At 54.3% G+C, this 15,579-nt stretch carries 12 protein-coding genes; 8 read left to right on the top strand and 4 right to left on the bottom strand.

The genetic code is table 11. The features are described from left to right. Positions 1-6 precede the first annotated feature (6 nt). Positions 7-1,536 carry a Re/Si-specific NAD(P)(+) transhydrogenase subunit alpha gene (pntA, locus tag ACMGG3_RS05745; protein ID WP_020884308.1) on the bottom strand — a complete coding sequence of 510 codons (1,530 nt, stop codon included), beginning with the start codon at positions 1,534-1,536 and terminating at the stop codon, positions 7-9. Between the two features lie 535 nt (positions 1,537-2,071). On the opposite strand from pntA, the gene ydgH reads away from it, so the two are divergent. From ydgH to folM, 3 genes are all read left to right on the top strand, one after another. Beyond that, entirely contained in the window at positions 2,072-3,016 is a 945-nt protein-coding gene (gene ydgH, locus ACMGG3_RS05740) for a DUF1471 family protein YdgH (protein WP_020884309.1), read from the top strand. 185 nt (positions 3,017-3,201) lie between these two features. After that, positions 3,202-4,584 carry an amino acid permease gene (locus tag ACMGG3_RS05735; protein WP_020884310.1) on the top strand — a complete coding sequence of 461 codons (1,383 nt, stop codon included), beginning with the start codon at positions 3,202-3,204 and terminating at the stop codon, positions 4,582-4,584. 39 nt (positions 4,585-4,623) lie between these two features. Next, entirely contained in the window at positions 4,624-5,346 is a 723-nt protein-coding gene (gene folM, locus ACMGG3_RS05730) for a dihydromonapterin reductase (protein WP_025204335.1), read from the top strand. Here folM and ACMGG3_RS05725 read toward each other — a convergent pair. Next, positions 5,343-5,678, bottom strand: a complete 336-nt coding sequence (locus ACMGG3_RS05725; RefSeq protein ID WP_025204336.1) for a GlpM family protein — start codon at positions 5,676-5,678, stop codon at positions 5,343-5,345. The two genes, folM and ACMGG3_RS05725, sit on opposite strands and share 4 nt — an antisense overlap. A 128-nt stretch (positions 5,679-5,806) precedes the next feature. On the opposite strand from ACMGG3_RS05725, the gene rstA reads away from it, so the two are divergent. The 3 genes from rstA to tus all read left to right on the top strand — a co-directional run bounded on the left by rstA (position 5,807) and on the right by tus (position 9,309). Beyond that, entirely contained in the window at positions 5,807-6,523 is a 717-nt protein-coding gene (rstA, locus tag ACMGG3_RS05720) for a two-component system response regulator RstA (protein ID WP_025204337.1), read from the top strand. A 483-nt stretch (positions 6,524-7,006) separates the two neighbouring features. Then, the gene (gene rstB, locus ACMGG3_RS05715) at positions 7,007-8,305 is read left to right on the top strand and encodes a two-component system sensor histidine kinase RstB (RefSeq protein WP_414149674.1); all 1,299 of its coding nucleotides are present in this window, start codon (positions 7,007-7,009) and stop codon (positions 8,303-8,305) included. Between the two features lie 74 nt (positions 8,306-8,379). Continuing rightward, on the top strand, positions 8,380-9,309 hold the full coding sequence (tus, locus tag ACMGG3_RS05710; RefSeq protein ID WP_414149673.1) for a DNA replication terminus site-binding protein: 930 nt from the start codon (positions 8,380-8,382) through the stop codon (positions 9,307-9,309). On the opposite strand, the gene fumC is transcribed toward tus, so the two are convergent. Continuing rightward, positions 9,310-10,704: a class II fumarate hydratase gene (gene fumC / locus ACMGG3_RS05705; protein ID WP_414149672.1), complete on the bottom strand. Its 1,395-nt coding sequence runs from the start codon at positions 10,702-10,704 to the stop codon at positions 9,310-9,312. It abuts the gene before it with no gap. Between the two features lie 137 nt (positions 10,705-10,841). Continuing rightward, complete coding sequence (gene fumA / locus ACMGG3_RS05700) at positions 10,842-12,488, bottom strand: class I fumarate hydratase FumA (RefSeq protein WP_025204339.1); 1,647 nt, start codon at positions 12,486-12,488, stop codon at positions 10,842-10,844. Positions 12,489-12,685: 197 nt separating this feature from the next. On the opposite strand from fumA, the gene manA reads away from it, so the two are divergent. Then, positions 12,686-13,861 carry a mannose-6-phosphate isomerase gene (manA, locus tag ACMGG3_RS05695; protein ID WP_272754962.1) on the top strand — a complete coding sequence of 392 codons (1,176 nt, stop codon included), beginning with the start codon at positions 12,686-12,688 and terminating at the stop codon, positions 13,859-13,861. 99 nt (positions 13,862-13,960) lie between these two features. Beyond that, positions 13,961-15,511: a YdgA family protein gene (locus ACMGG3_RS05690; protein ID WP_414149671.1), complete on the top strand. Its 1,551-nt coding sequence runs from the start codon at positions 13,961-13,963 to the stop codon at positions 15,509-15,511. Positions 15,512-15,579 lie beyond the last annotated feature (68 nt).

Genomic DNA, 15,579 nt, shown 5'->3' with positions numbered 1-15,579 from the left:
TACCCCTTAGCCTTTACGAAACATTTTCAGCATGCGCTGAGTCACGGTGAACCCACCGAAAATATTGATACTGGCGATCAGCACCGCGATAAAGCTCAGGAAGCTTACCCAGCCGCCGTGGCCAATCTGCAGCAGCGCCCCGACCACGATAATCCCGGAGATGGCGTTAGTGACCGACATCAGTGGCGTATGCAGCGCATGAGAGACATTCCACACGACGTAGTACCCCACCACACACGAGAGCGCGAAGACGGTAAAGTGGCCGAGGAATTCTTTCGGCGCGACATCTGCCAGCCAGCCAAACAGAATAATGACCAGCGCCATGATCGCGTACTTGCGCCACGGAGAAGCCGGTTTAGCAGGCTCTTTAGGCTCAGGTGCCGCTTTCGGTGCCGCCTGAGGCTGCGCGGACACCTGAATCGGTGGCGCAGGCCAGGTGATTTCGCCTTCACGCACCACCGTTACGCCACGCACAACAACATCGTCAAAATCAACGGTGATGTTGCCGTCTTTCTCTTTGCAGAGCAGTTTCAGCAGGTTAACAAGGTTGGTACCGTACAGCTGAGAAGACTGGGTTGGCAGACGGCCCGGCAAATCGGTATACCCGATCACCTTCACGCCGTTAGCGGTTGTGGTCACCTGATTTGGCACGGTGTATTCACAGTTGCCACCGTTCTGCGACGCCAGGTCGACGATCACACTGCCCGACTTCATTGAGTCAACCATCTCACGGGTAATCAGCTTCGGCGCGGGTTTACCGGGGATAAGCGCGGTAGTGACAATGATGTCGACATCTTTTGCCTGCGCGGCGAAGAGTTCCATTTCCGCTTTGATAAAGGCTTCGGACATGACCTTCGCGTAACCGTCACCGCTGCCCGCTTCTTCCTTGAAGTCCAGCTCAAGGAATTCGGCACCCATACTTTGGACTTGTTCTTTTACTTCAGGACGGGTGTCAAAAGCGCGTACGATAGCGCCCAGGCTGTTTGCTGCGCCGATAGCCGCAAGACCCGCCACGCCCGCGCCAATCACCATCACTTTCGCCGGAGGCACTTTCCCTGCCGCAGTGATCTGACCGGTAAAGAAGCGACCAAACTCATGCGCCGCCTCAACAATCGCGCGGTAACCGGCGATATTCGCCATGGAACTTAAGGCATCCAGCGACTGCGCGCGCGAAATACGCGGCACGGAGTCCATGGCCATCACGGTCACGCCACGTGCTGCCAGCTTCTCCATCAACTCAGGATTCTGTGCAGGCCAGATGAAGCTCACCAGCGTCGTGCCAGGATTCAGCAGTTCAATCTCGCTCTCTTCCGGCGCATTAACCTTGAGAATAACGGGCGACTGCCAGACTTCAGCACCGTCCACCACTTCCGCGCCAGCCTGAATAAAGGCCTCGTCATCGAAACTCGCCAGTTTGCCCGCGCCGCGTTCAACTGCGACGGTAAAACCCAGTTTAAGCAGTTGCTCCACCGTTTTCGGTGTTGCCGCTACGCGGGTTTCATTGGCTAACCGTTCTTTTGGTACCCCAATACGCATAGTTTTCCCTTCCATCGGTTTTTGATGATGGTTTGTCGATAAATGCCCGCGGTTTGTATCAACTTTCGCCAGCAGGACAGCGACGACATATGATTAACCCCAGAAAATAAAACAGTAACAAACTTTCTATAACCTACTGAAAATAACGCCCGTGATCTACCGCCAGAAAACACTATTTCTTACTTTATCTGTGAAAAATAAGTGATCTGCGTCGCTGACAGTGATATTTACCTTAAATTCATCGCTGAGACCGATAAATAGCGCAAGCGAAGCGGTAAAAACATGATATAGCGCCATTAGAGAACAACTTATTAACATTAAATTAACTTGTAAAAGTCATAAGCTTTATCAGTTTTGCTTGTCAGACGCCTGTTTTTTCAACATATCACTAAATGTTATCAAATCAGATGATTCAGTGAGCACAGGCTGTGAAAAATGGCGCAGACAGCGACGGGTTTTAAATGCCATAATCGGGACCGTCTCAAATTAACAACAATACCAGTACATGGTTTGCGCAAGGCGAAGGATTATTTTTATGAAGCTTAAGAACACACTCCTGGCGTCCGCACTTCTCTCCGCGACCGCCCTGTCTGCGAATGCCGCGACAGAGTTAACGCCGGAGCAAGCGGCAGCGTTAAAACCTTTTGACCATACGGTCATTGTGGGTCGTTATAATTCTATTGGCGATGCCGTCGCCGCCGCATCAAAAGCCGCCGATAAAAACGGTGCGGCCTCGTTTTACGTTGTTGATCAGTCTGACTCCGGCAACAGCGGTAACCAGCGCGTGACCATTGCGCTGTATAAAGACAATGCGCCGAAAGCTGACGCACCGAAAAACCGCGTGATTAACGGCGTCGTTGAATTACCAAAAGATCAGGCGATTGAGCTGGAACCTTATGACACCGTCACCGTGCAGGGCTTCTATCGCAGCCAGCCTGAAGTGAACGATGCCATCACCAAAGCCGCAAAAGAAAAAGGCGCGTACTCTTTCTTTATCGTGCGTCAGGTCGATGCTAACCAGGGTGGCAACCAGCGTATTACCGCGTTCATCTATAAAGAAGATGCGAAAAAACGCGTTCTGCAAAGCCCGGACGCCATCCCTGCTGATTCCGAAGCGGGTCGTGCGGCGATAGCAAAAGGCGGCGAAGAAGCGAAGAAAGTGGAAATTCCAGGCGTAGCCACCTCTGCCGCACCAAGCGCTGAAGTGGGCCGTTTCTTCGAAACGCAATCCACCAAAGGTGGCCGTTACTCCGTTACCCTGCCAGACGGAACCAAAATTGAAGAGCTGAACAAAGCCACTGCAGCGCAGATGGTGCCGTTCGACAGCATTAAATTTACCGGCAACTACGGCAACATGACGGAAGTCTCTTATCAGGTCGCGAAACGTGCGGCGAAGAAAGGGGCGAAGTATTACCACATCACCCGCCAGTGGCAGGAACGTGGTAACAACGTGACCATCAGCGCCGACCTGTACAAGTAACAGAACGGTTGACCCGAGGCGGCGCAATGCCGCCTTTTTTGTTACTTTTTTTTGAAATTCGGCCCCACGTCATTGCATGCTTTCGTGACACTCCGTAAAATCCCGCGCCTTAGTGTGATCCACCATTTTTATGCGCCTGTGCGAAATAATTATTCTGGATTTGGACCTTTCATAACAGGAAGCCAATGGAAAAGAAACTAGGCCTGAGTGCTTTGACTGCACTCGTTTTGAGCTCAATGCTGGGTGCGGGCGTGTTCAGCTTACCGCAGAATATGGCAGCGGTCGCCAGCCCTGCCGCACTGCTTATAGGGTGGGGCATCACGGGTGCCGGGATTTTGTTGCTGGCGTTCGCAATGCTGCTTCTGACCCGCATCCGCCCGGATCTGGATGGAGGGATTTTCACTTACGCCCGTGAAGGTTTCGGCGAACTGATTGGCTTCTGTTCCGCATGGGGCTACTGGCTATGTGCGGTCATCGCAAACGTCTCCTACCTGGTGATCGTCTTTTCGGCGCTCAGTTTCTTTACCGATACCCCTGAACTGCGGTTCTTTGGCGACGGCAATACCTGGCAGTCCATTGTGGGCGCCTCGGTACTGCTGTGGGTTGTTCACTGGCTGATTCTACGTGGCGTACAGACGGCGGCCAGCATTAATCTGGTGGCAACTCTGGCCAAACTGGTTCCGCTCGGCCTGTTTATCGTGCTGGCCTTTATGGCGTTCCGTCTCGATGTGTTCAGTCTCGATTTCAGCGGTGTCGCGCTGGGCGTACCGGTCTGGGAGCAGGTCAAAAACACCATGCTGATCACCTTGTGGGTCTTCATCGGTGTTGAAGGGGCCGTCGTGGTCTCTGCCCGGGCGCGGAATAAGCGCGATGTGGGTCGCGCCACGCTGCTGGCGGTACTGGCGGCGCTGGGCGTGTATCTGATGGTGACGCTGCTGTCGCTGGGGGTGGTCGCGCGTCCTGAGCTGGCCGAAATGCGTAACCCGTCGATGGCGGGCCTGATGGTGAAAATGTTCGGACCGTGGGGTGACGTGGTGATTGCCGCGGGGCTGATTATCTCCGTGTGTGGCGCGTACCTGAGCTGGACCATTATGGCGGCAGAAGTGCCGTTCCTGGCCGCAACGCACAAAGCATTTCCACGCCTGTTTGCTCGTCAAAACAAAAACAGCGCGCCGTCGGCCTCACTCTGGCTGACCAACATCAGCGTTCAGGTCTGTCTGGTGCTGATCTGGCTCACAGGTTCAGACTATAACACTCTGCTGACCATCGCCTCGGAGATGATTCTGGTACCCTATTTCTTAGTGGGTGCATATCTGTTAAAAATCGCCACACGTCCGGCGCACTATGTGGTGGGTGTCGGAGCCTGTATTTACGGCCTGTGGTTGTTGTATGCTTCCGGGCCTATGCATCTGCTGCTGTCGGTGGTGTTGTATGCACCGGGTCTGCTGGTGTTTATCTACGCCCGCCGCACGCATCAGTTAGAGAACGCGCTTAGACGCCGTGAGATGGCCTTAATCGGGCTGTTACTGGTTGCTGCCGTACCGGCAACCTGGATGTTAATGGGATAGAATCGCCTTTCCCATTGTTGAACTGAAAAGGAGAACACGATGGGAAACGCGCAGCAACGCCCAATACTGATTACTGGTGGAGGCCGTCGTATCGGCCTCGCCCTTGCCCATCACTTTCTCAATCTTCGCCATCCGGTCATCATCAGTTATCGCAGCGAATATCCCTCGATTGAGGGGCTACGCAAAGCCGGTGCGATCTGCATTCAGGCCGACTTCTCAACCGATGACGGTATTCTGGCCTTCGCTGAAAAAGTAAAATCTACCACCCCCGGGCTGCGCGCCATTATCCATAATGCCAGCGCCTGGCTTCCCGAAAAATCCGGTACGCCACTCAGCGAAACGCTCTCCTGCATGCTGCAGATCCACGTCAATGCGCCCTATCTGCTGAACCATGCCCTGCTCGACCTGTTGCGCGGTCACGGACATGCGGCGGGTGATATTATTCATTTCACCGATTACGTCGTGGAGCGCGGCAGCGACAAGCACATCGCCTATGCGGCCAGTAAAGCCGCACTCGATAACATGACGCGCTCGTTCGCGCGTAAACTTGCCCCTGAAGTTAAGGTGAACGCCATCGCCCCGGCGATGATTTTATTCAACGAAGACGATGATGCGGAGTATCGCCAGCAGGCGCTGAATAAATCGCTGATGAAAATTGCGCCAGGTGAAAAAGAGGTTATCGATCTGATCGATTATCTGCTCACCAGTTGCTACGTCACTGGCAGAACCTTTGCCGTGGACGGCGGTCGACCGCTGCGCTAGTGAAAGCGGCTCCAGAAGAAGATAAGCACCCAGGCGCTGAGTCCCCAGCAGACAACGGCCCCGCTCAGCGCCAGGGGAAGTCGCATAAAACCGGTGAAGTACCAGAGTGAAAGCAGATAAAGAAAATAAGGGATGATCGACCACATCCCGAACACGATAGTCGTACGCAATGCTTCCGTGCCTCGTTCTGAGGCGACAATATAGTGCGCTATTAACGCAAAGGTCGGGAAGAGTGGGATCAGCCCGGCAATATAATAATTCCTGGTTTTAGCCAGAACACCAATCAGTAACACCACCAGCGCACCCAACGCGGCTTTTATCACCAGCCCCATGTTTTTCCCTATAACAATCAAATAACACTATGAGCCAGAATAACGGAACTGGCGTTAATTATGAAAGATTAATGGAACGTTAAGGTTGTGCGGTGTATGTTGGCTTTTTTCACGATAACAGACGTTGTATGAATAAGATTGTTTATGTTGAAGACGAGCCCGAAGTGGGGCAATTGATCGCCGCCTATCTGGGTAAACATGATATGGACGTCATTGTTGAGCCTCGTGGCGATCGTGCCGAAGAGGTGGTCTTACGTGAAAACCCGGACCTGGTGCTGCTGGACATTATGCTGCCCGGCAAAGATGGCATGACGGTCTGCCGCGATCTGCGCGCCCGGTGGGAGGGCCCTATCGTGCTGCTGACCTCGCTGGACAGCGACATGAACCATATTTTGTCACTCGAAATGGGTGCCAATGACTACATTCTGAAAACCACGCCCCCTGCCGTCCTCCTTGCTCGTCTGCGCCTCCATTTACGCCAACGTGCCAGCGTTGAACGAGAAGCGCCTGCTCAGTCGCTGACCCCGCACAAAGCGATGCGTTTTGGTACCTTGTCTATTGATCCGATTAACCGTCAGGTTCTGCTTTCTGGCGAGCTTATCGCCCTTTCCACCGCAGATTTTGACCTGCTCTGGGAACTGGCAACCCACGCCGGGCAGATCATGGACCGCGATGCATTACTGAAAAACCTGCGCGGCGTCAGCTACGACGGAATGGATCGCAGCGTTGACGTGGCTATTTCGCGCCTGCGTAAAAAACTGCAGGATAATGCCACTGAGCCGTACCGCATTAAAACCGTGCGTAACAAGGGCTATCTGTTCGCGCCTCACGCCTGGGAAACCTGATGCCGGTTCCCCACGACACTGTTTAAAACATTACGCAGACGAGGTCTGACAGTTGCATAAAATAAGAACACTCAGCCTGATCTGCTGTTTTGGGTTAACCGGGTGCGTTGTCGCAGATATGGATTCAAGTCATTATGACTATGTTCCATATATTCAGACTATCCAAAATCCCAGGACCCCGGGCCATACCAATGTGCAACAACGCCGTGAGGATTTGTACGCCTGCGGCGTTGATCGAAAGTATTCGCTCAATTCATGGGACGAAAACTTCAGTCGTAACCGCCTGCTGCCGGGCGAAACGATAGAACAGCAGGATTCCAGGATCAAAAAAATAGAAGACTGTATGAAATCAAAAGGGTACGTTCTGTGGGATTACTCACAATGCGGGCCCCGTAAAAAACCGAGCGGTATGTGTAACTAGTTTGGGTTTGCGTGTTTGTCTTCGACGCAGGTTGTTAACGTATTGATTTTCGGTGAGATTGAATGAAAAAGCTGTTCGTACAGTTTTACCTCCTGCTGTTTGTCTGCTTCCTGGTGATGACCATGCTGGTTGGACTGGTCTATAAATTCACCGCCGAACGTGCGGGCAGGCAGTCACTGGATGATTTAATGAAAAGCTCGCTCTACCTGATGCGCAGCGAGCTGCGAGAGATCCCGCCACACGACTGGGCCAAGACCTTAAAAGAGCTGGATCTGAACCTGTCGTTTGATCTGCGCATCGAGCCGATGAAGGATTTCGATTTAGAGCCACCCGCCATGCAGCGACTGCGTGACGGGGACATTGTGGCGCTGGATGAGAAATATACCTTTATCCAGCGCATTCCACGGAGCCATTACGTTCTGGCCGTGGGGCCGGTACCTTATCTCTATTATCTGCACCAGATGCGCCTGCTGGACCTTGCCCTGCTGGCTCTCATTGCCATTTCGCTCGCGTTCCCGGTCTTTATCTGGATGAGGCCACACTGGCAGGACATGCTGAAACTGGAATCTGCTGCGCAGCGTTTTGGTGACGGGCATTTTACCGAGCGCATTCACTTCGACAGCGGTTCCAGCTTCGAACGTCTTGGCGTGGCGTTTAACCAGATGGCCGATAACATCAATGCGCTGATTATCAGTAAAAAACAACTCATTGACGGAATTGCTCACGAGCTGCGTACGCCGCTGGTACGCCTGCGCTATCGGCTTGAGATGAGCGAAAACCTGACGGAGGCCGAGTCTCAGGCGCTGAACCGCGACATTGGTCAGCTTGAGGGCCTCATTGAGGAGCTCCTGACCTACGCGCGCCTCGATCGCCCGCAAAACGAACTGAACCTCAGTACGCCGGACCTGCCCGGCTGGTTACAAACCCATATCGATGATGTCCAGAGCGTAAACCCGCAACGCACGCTACTGACACGCGTCACGCCCGGCGATTATGGTGCACTGGATATGCGTCTGATGGAACGCGTGCTGGATAATCTGATGAACAACGCCATGCGTTATAGCGAGAGCACGCTGCAGATTGGCTTAGATTTACAGGGTAGTCAGGCCTGTCTGACGGTTGAGGACGACGGACCGGGCATCGCCCCGGAAGCGCGTGAAACGGTGTTTGAGCCGTTTGTACGCCTCGACCCCAGCCGCGATCGTGCCACGGGGGGATGTGGCCTCGGGCTGGCAATTGTTTACTCCATTGCGCAGGCGATGGGCGGCACGGTGCATTGTGAAGAGAGCGCGCTCGGCGGCGCGCGCTTCTGCTTTAGCTGGCCGGTATATCACAACATCACCCTTCCCGTCCCTGCCTGACCTTTATCGCACGCTGGCCTGACCCGGCGTGCTGTGCTATATGATAAGTATGTTGTAACTAATGAAGAGTTATCATGGCGACGTACGATCTCATCGAAAGGCTGAACAGCACGTTCCGCGACATTGAACACGAGTTACTGACTCTGACCGAACGTTTGCAGACCTGCCGTCTGTTAGCCGCGCGGGTCTTTACCCTGCCGGATGTGGTGAAAGGCGCTGAACACGACCCGCTGGAAACCATAGAGGTACAGCAGCATATCGGCAAAGTGGCGCTGGAACTGACGCTGCGACACTACCGTCGCCTGTTTATCCAGCAGCAGTCAGAAAACCGCAGCAGTAAGGCGGCCGTTCGTCTGCCGGGCGTAATCTGCCTGCAAACCGATGCAACAACGCGAGAAACGCTGGAAAACCAGATTGCGCATATCAACACGCTTAAGGCGACGTTTGAAAAGATCATTACTGAAGAGTCGGGTCTGGCCCCTGCCGCCCGTTTTGAATGGGTACACCGACAGCTACCGGGATTGATCACCCTGAATGCCTACCGTACGCTGACGGTACTACGTCATCCCGCCACGCTTCGCTTCGGCTGGGCCAACAAGCACATCATTAAAAACTTCACCCGGGATGACATTCTGGCACAGCTGGAAAAGAGTCTTAAGGCACCGCGGACTGTCGCACCGTGGTCACGCGAGCAGTGGATTGAACGGCTTGAGCAGGAGTACCACAGCATCGCCTCACTGCCGGTGGATACCCGGCTTAAGATTAAGCGTCCGGTGAAGGTGCAGCCTATCGCGCGCGTCTGGTATTCCGGCCAGCAAAAGCAGGTACAGTATGCCTGCCCAACGCCGCTGATCGCACTTTATGATGCCGATCAGGGGGCCATTGTGCCGGATATTGGCGAACTGCTGAATTACGATGCTGAAAATGTCCAGCATCGTTACAGACCTCAGGCGCAACCGCTGCAGCTGATCATTCCGCGGCTGCACCTGTATGTGGCGCAGTGATTATTTCAGGCTGCCGACCATCGATTCCGGGCGTACCCATGCATCAAACTCAGCCTCCGTCAGGTAACCCAATGCCAGAGCGGAGGCTTTCAGCGTCAGCCCCTCTTTATGCGCTTTTTTCGCAATCTCAGCGGCTTTGTCGTAGCCGATATGGGTATTCAGCGCGGTCACCAGCATCAACGACTCATTGAGCAACTGGCTGATGCGCTCGCGGTTTGGCTCAATGCCTGACGCACAGTGCTCGTTGAAACTCTCCATACCGTCCGCCAGCAGGCGTATGGACTGAAGCACGTTGTGAATCACCATCGGGCGATAGACGTTCAGCTCAAAGTTACCGGACGCGCCGCCCATGTTAACGGCAACGTCGTTACCCATTACCTGACAGCAGAGCATGGTCATGGCTTCACATTGGGTCGGGTTTACTTTGCCCGGCATGATTGAGCTACCCGGCTCGTTCTCCGGAATGCTAATTTCACCGATACCGCAACGGGGACCCGAGGCCAGCCAGCGCACATCATTGGCGATTTTCATCAACGACGCTGCCAGCCCCTTGAGGGCACCGTGGGTATGAACCAGCGCATCACAGGTGGCCAGCGCTTCAAACTTATTCGGCGCCGTGATAAACGGCTGCCCGGTGATGGCCGCCAGCTCGTCGGCAACGCGCACCGCATATTCCGGATGGGTATTTAACCCCGTACCGACCGCCGTTCCGCCCAGCGCCAGCTCTGCAAGATGCGGCAGGCTGTAATCGATGTGCTTGAGGTTATGTTCTAGCATTGCCACCCAGCCGGAAATCTCCTGGCCGAGCGTCAGCGGCGTGGCATCCTGCAGGTGAGTACGTCCTATTTTGACGATATCGCTGAAAGCCTGCGCCTTCTCGCCAAGGGTGGTTTTAAGCACGTTGAGCTGCGGGATCAGCTGTTCACGAAGCGCAATCACCGCCGCCACGTGCATCGCCGTCGGGAAGACGTCGTTCGAACTTTGGCTTTTGTTTACGTCATCGTTCGGGTGAACCTTACGCTCCATACCGCGCACGCCGCCCAGCAGTTCGCTTGCCCGGTTCGCCAGCACTTCGTTCATATTCATGTTGCTCTGGGTGCCAGAACCGGTCTGCCAGATGGCGAGGGGGAATTCATCGGGATGCTTGCCGGCCAGCACTTCATCGGCAGCAGTGATAATCGCGGTGGCCTTATCTGCCGCCAGCAGGCCTAAATCCTGATTCACTTTGGCGGCCGCACGTTTAGTGAGCGCCAGCGCCTGAATCAGCGAGACGGGCATTTTCTCGGTCGAAATACGGAAATGTTCCAGCGAACGCTGGGTTTGCGCGCCCCATAGCTTGTCAGCCGGGACATCGATCGCGCCCATAGAGTCTTTCTCACGGCGTACCGTAGTCATTACTTTCTCCTTGATAACACTGTCGGGATTGCTCACATGCTTCAGAGATAAGTATTGATTGCTTTACAGAAAAGATATGGCGCTTTGTGCGCTCTTTGATGTGCCGGGTGACGTGAACGCCACCCGGCTATAGTAGATTACTTCACACACGCCGAACATTGTGAGGACTGGATCTGTCTGAAGAAGTCGTTACCTTTGTCATCCACAAGGATAAACGCCGGGAAATCTTCCACTTCAATTTTCCAGATAGCTTCCATACCCAGTTCCGGGTATTCAATGCACTCCAGGCTCTTGATGCTGCCCTGCGCGAGTACGGCAGCCGGACCGCCGATGCTGCCCAGGTAGAAGCCACCGTGTTTATGGCAGGCATCTGTCACCTGCTGGCTACGGTTTCCTTTTGCCAGCATGATCATGCTGCCGCCGTTGGCCTGCAGCTGGTCAACATACGAGTCCATACGGCCTGCGGTGGTCGGGCCTAACGAGCCAGAGGCGTAGCCTTCTGGCGTTTTGGCCGGGCCTGCGTAGTAAATCGGGTGATCTTTGATGTACTGCGGCAGCCCTTCACCGTTGTCCAGACGCTCTTTCAGTTTCGCGTGAGCGATGTCACGACCAACGATGATGGTTCCGTTAAGAGAGAGACGGGTCGACACCGGATACTGAGACAGCTGCGCCAGAATCTCTTTCATCGGACGGTTCAGGTCAACGTGAACGGCTTCACCCTCGCCCGCTTTGCGCAACGCTTCAGGAATGTACTTCCCTGGGTTGTTCTCCAGTTTTTCGATCCAGACGCCTTCGCGGTTGATCTTCGCCTTGATGTTACGATCCGCAGAACAGGAGACTCCCATCCCGACCGGACAGGAGGCGCCGTGGCGCGGCAGACGGATCACACGCACATCATGGGCAAAATATTTGCCGCCGAACTGCGCGCCCAGGCCGAGGTTACGCGCTTCTTCCAGCAGTTCCTGTTCAAGCTGAACATCGCGGAACGCCTGGCCGTGCTCGTTCCCTTCGGTAGGCAGGCCGTCATAATATTTGGTCGACGCCAGCTTCACCGTTTTCAGGGTGCTCTCTGCTGACGTACCGCCAATCACAAAGGCAATATGGTACGGCGGGCAGGCAGCGGTGCCGAGCGTGCGCATTTTCTCAACCAGGTAATTCTTCAGCTTGCCCGGTGTGAGCAGCGCTTTGGTTTCCTGGTAGAGATAGGTTTTGTTCGCTGAACCGCCACCTTTGGCGATGCAGAGGAATTTGTATTCATCACCGTCCACGCTATACAGGTCAATCTGCGCAGGCAGGTTTGTGCCCGTGTTGACCTCTTTGTACATATCCAGCGCCGCGTTTTGCGAGTAGCGCAGGTTGTCTTCGGTGTAGGTGTTGTACACGCCGTGCGCCAGCGCCGCTTCGTCGCCGCCGCCGGTCCAGACGCGCTGGCCTTTTTTACCCACAATGATGGCCGTGCCGGTGTCCTGGCAGGTAGGTAAAATACCTTTCGCCGCGATATCCGAGTTACGCAGGAACTGCAGGGCGACGTATTTGTCGTTTTCGCTGGCCTGCGGGTCGCTCAGGATATCGGCCACCTGCTGCTGGTGCGCAGGGCGAAGCATAAACGAGGCGTCGTGGAAAGCCTGCTGCGCCAGTAACGTCAGCGCCTGCGGATCGACCTTGAGGATCTCCTGCCCTTCGAATTCAGAGACGGAGACGTGATCGCGGGTTAACAGGTAATATTCGGTTTGATCCTTACTGAGGGGAAAAGGATCCTGATAATGAAAGGGTTTGTTCGACATTGTTCTCTCACTTACTGCTTCAGTCTGATTATTTGGGCAGATGTTCCGCTGCCCGCTTAAAAGCGAGTCAGCTTATCCTACACAATTTTTTAACAAAAACTGAGACTAGTACGACTTTTTACATCCGCAGGTTACTTCCATGTGGTTTATTGCTTTAATACCCGGAGTTAATTCCACCATTGAATCAGGGCTTGATAATGCAAAAACTCATTAACTCAGTGCAAAACTACGCCTGGGGAAGTAAAACTGCGTTAACGGATCTCTACGGTATCGCGAACCCAAACAACCTGCCAATGGCAGAACTGTGGATGGGTGCGCACCCGAAGAGCAGCTCAAAAATTGAAGACGCAAGCGGCCAGGTTCGCTCTCTGCGCGACGTGATTGATGCCGACAAAGCCACCCTGCTGGGTGACAAGGTTGCCAGCCGTTTTGGTGAGCTGCCGTTCCTGTTTAAAGTGCTGTGCGCCGACCAGCCGCTCTCCATCCAGGTGCACCCGAATAAAAAAGCCTCTGAGATGGGCTTTGCGAAAGAGAACGCGGCCGGTATTCCGTTAGATGCCGCCGAGCGTAACTACAAAGATCCTAACCACAAGCCGGAGTTGGTCTTTGCGCTGACCCCCTTCCTGGCGATGAACGCGTTTCGCGAGTTCTCAGAAATTATCTCCCTGCTGCAGCCGGTGGCGGGTGCTAACAACGCGATCGCCCACTTCCTGGAAAACCCGAATGCAGCAGGCCTGAGCCAGCTTTTCGCCAGCCTGCTGAACATGCAGGGTGAAGAGAAATCTCACGCCCTGGCGGTGCTGAAAGCAGCGCTGGACAGCCAGCACGGTGAGCCGTGGGATACCATCCGCCTGATTTCTGAATTCTACCCGGACGACAGCGGCCTGTTCTCCCCTCTGCTGCTGAACGTGGTGAAGCTGAACCCGGGCGAGGCGATGTTCCTGTTTGCTGAAACCCCGCACGCCTACCTGCAGGGCGTGGCGCTGGAGGTGATGGCCAACTCAGACAACGTACTGCGTGCAGGCCTGACGCCGAAATACATTGATATCCCTGAGCTGGTTGCCAACGTGAAGTTTGAGGCGAAGCCTGCGGATCACCTGTTGACTCAGCCTGTTAAACAGGGTGCGGAGCTGGACTTCCCGATCCCGGTGGATGATTTTGCCTTCTCATTGCATGACCTGAGCCCGGCAGAAACCGCTATCGCGCAGGAGAGCGCGGCAATCCTGTTCTGCGTTGAGGGTGAAGCAACGCTGCATAAAGGTAGCGACCGTCTGGTGCTCAAGCCAGGCGAATCGGCATTTGTAGCGGCAAACGAGTCGCCGGTGAGCGTGAGCGGTACCGGTCGTCTGGCGCGTGTTTTTAATAAGCTATAAGCACTTACTGAATTTTTTAACAACTCTTGCTAAGCTAGTTGAAGACTTTACATCACCGGGCGGTTTCTACCGCCTGGTTTCATTTTAGGGATAGTCGCAATGAAAAAATCGGTCGTAGCGGTAGGAGTGATTGTAGCGTTAGGCGTGGTCTGGACAGGTGCCTCCTGGTTTACCGGGAAACAGCTGGAAAGCCGTCTGGCTGAGATGGTGGCACAGGCTAACGGAGAGCTTAAGCGTGGTGCGCCGGAAGCAGGCGTGGAGCTTGCCTACCAGAATTATCAGCGTGGTATCTTTACCAGCCATATGCAGGTGGTTGTCAAGCCTGTTGCCGGTAATGAAAATGGCTGGCTGAAACCGGACCAAAGCGTGGTGCTGGATGAAGTGGTCAGCCACGGTCCGTTCCCGCTGGCACAGTTAACGTCTTTTAACCTGATCCCGTCGATGGCGTCCGTTCATACTGTACTGGTGAATAACGACTTAACCAAACCTCTGTTTGATCTGGCAAAGAATGAGTCACCTTTCGAGGTTAACACCCGCATCAGCTACGCCGGTGACACACGTTCCAGTATCGATCTGAAAGCACTGAACTACGAGAAAGATAACGAGAAAGTGACCTTTAGCGGGGGGAATTTCAAGGTTGATGCTGACCGCGATGGAAATGTCTTCTCCCTGACCGGTGAAGCAGAGAGCGGCCTGATCAATGCCGTCAATGAATACGGTCAAAAGGTTCAGCTGACGTTCAATAACCTGAAAGCCGACGGCGACAGCAAGATGACCGATTTTAAAGAGCGTATCGGTAATCAGAAACTCTCTTTTGACAAGATTGCTATCGCGGTTGAAGATAAAGAGATGGCCGTGCTGGAAGGCATGGAGGTGGACGGCAAATCCGACGTGTCTAAAGACGGTAAGAGCATCAATACCCAACTGGATTACGCCCTGAAGAGCCTGAAAGTGCAGAACCAGGATCTCGGGACCGGCAAACTGTCGCTGAAGATTGGCAATATCGACGGTCAGGCGTGGCATGAATTTAGCCAGAAATACAGCAAAGAGAGCCAGGCACTGCTGAGCAATGCCGCGCTGCAGCAGAATCCGGAAGTTTACCAGCAGCAGGCCATGGCGGTGCTGATGAACAACCTGCCAATCCTGCTGAAAGGCGAGCCAGTTATCACCGTGGCCCCGCTGAGCTGGAAAAACAGCAAAGGCGAAACCAACTTTAATCTGTCCCTGTTCCTGAAAGACCCGGCAACCGCAACGGGTGAACCTCAGACCCTGGCGCAGGAAGTGGATCGCAGCGTGAAGTCACTCGACAGCAAGCTGACCATCCCTGTGGATATGGCGACCGAGTTTATGACCCAGATTGCGAAGCTTGAAGGGTATGGCGATGAAGATGCCGGCAAGCTGGCGAGCCAGCAGGTGAAAGGCCTGGCGGCAATGGGCCAGATGTTCCGCATCACGAAGATGGAAGACAACACCATTTCCACCAGCCTGCAGTATGCCAACGGTCAGGTCACGCTAAACGGCGATAAAATGCCGCTGGAAGATTTTGTCGGGATGTTTGGTATGCCTGCCCTGGGGATGCCGGAACCGGCTGAACCTGCAGCGCCGGCCGTGCCTGAAGCACCCGCTGCACCCGCTGCACCACAGCAGTAATCATCAAAACCCCTCTCTGAGGGGTTTTTTATTACCGGTTGCAGGTACTCAGACTGGTGCCACGAAAT

The sequence above is a fragment of the Enterobacter sp. BNK-18 genome (assembly GCF_047456135.1).
GTDB classification, from domain to species: domain Bacteria; phylum Pseudomonadota; class Gammaproteobacteria; order Enterobacterales; family Enterobacteriaceae; genus Enterobacter; species Enterobacter ludwigii.
Note: the sequence above shows the minus strand (reverse complement) of the source record. Positions and strands in the feature narration are given on the sequence as shown.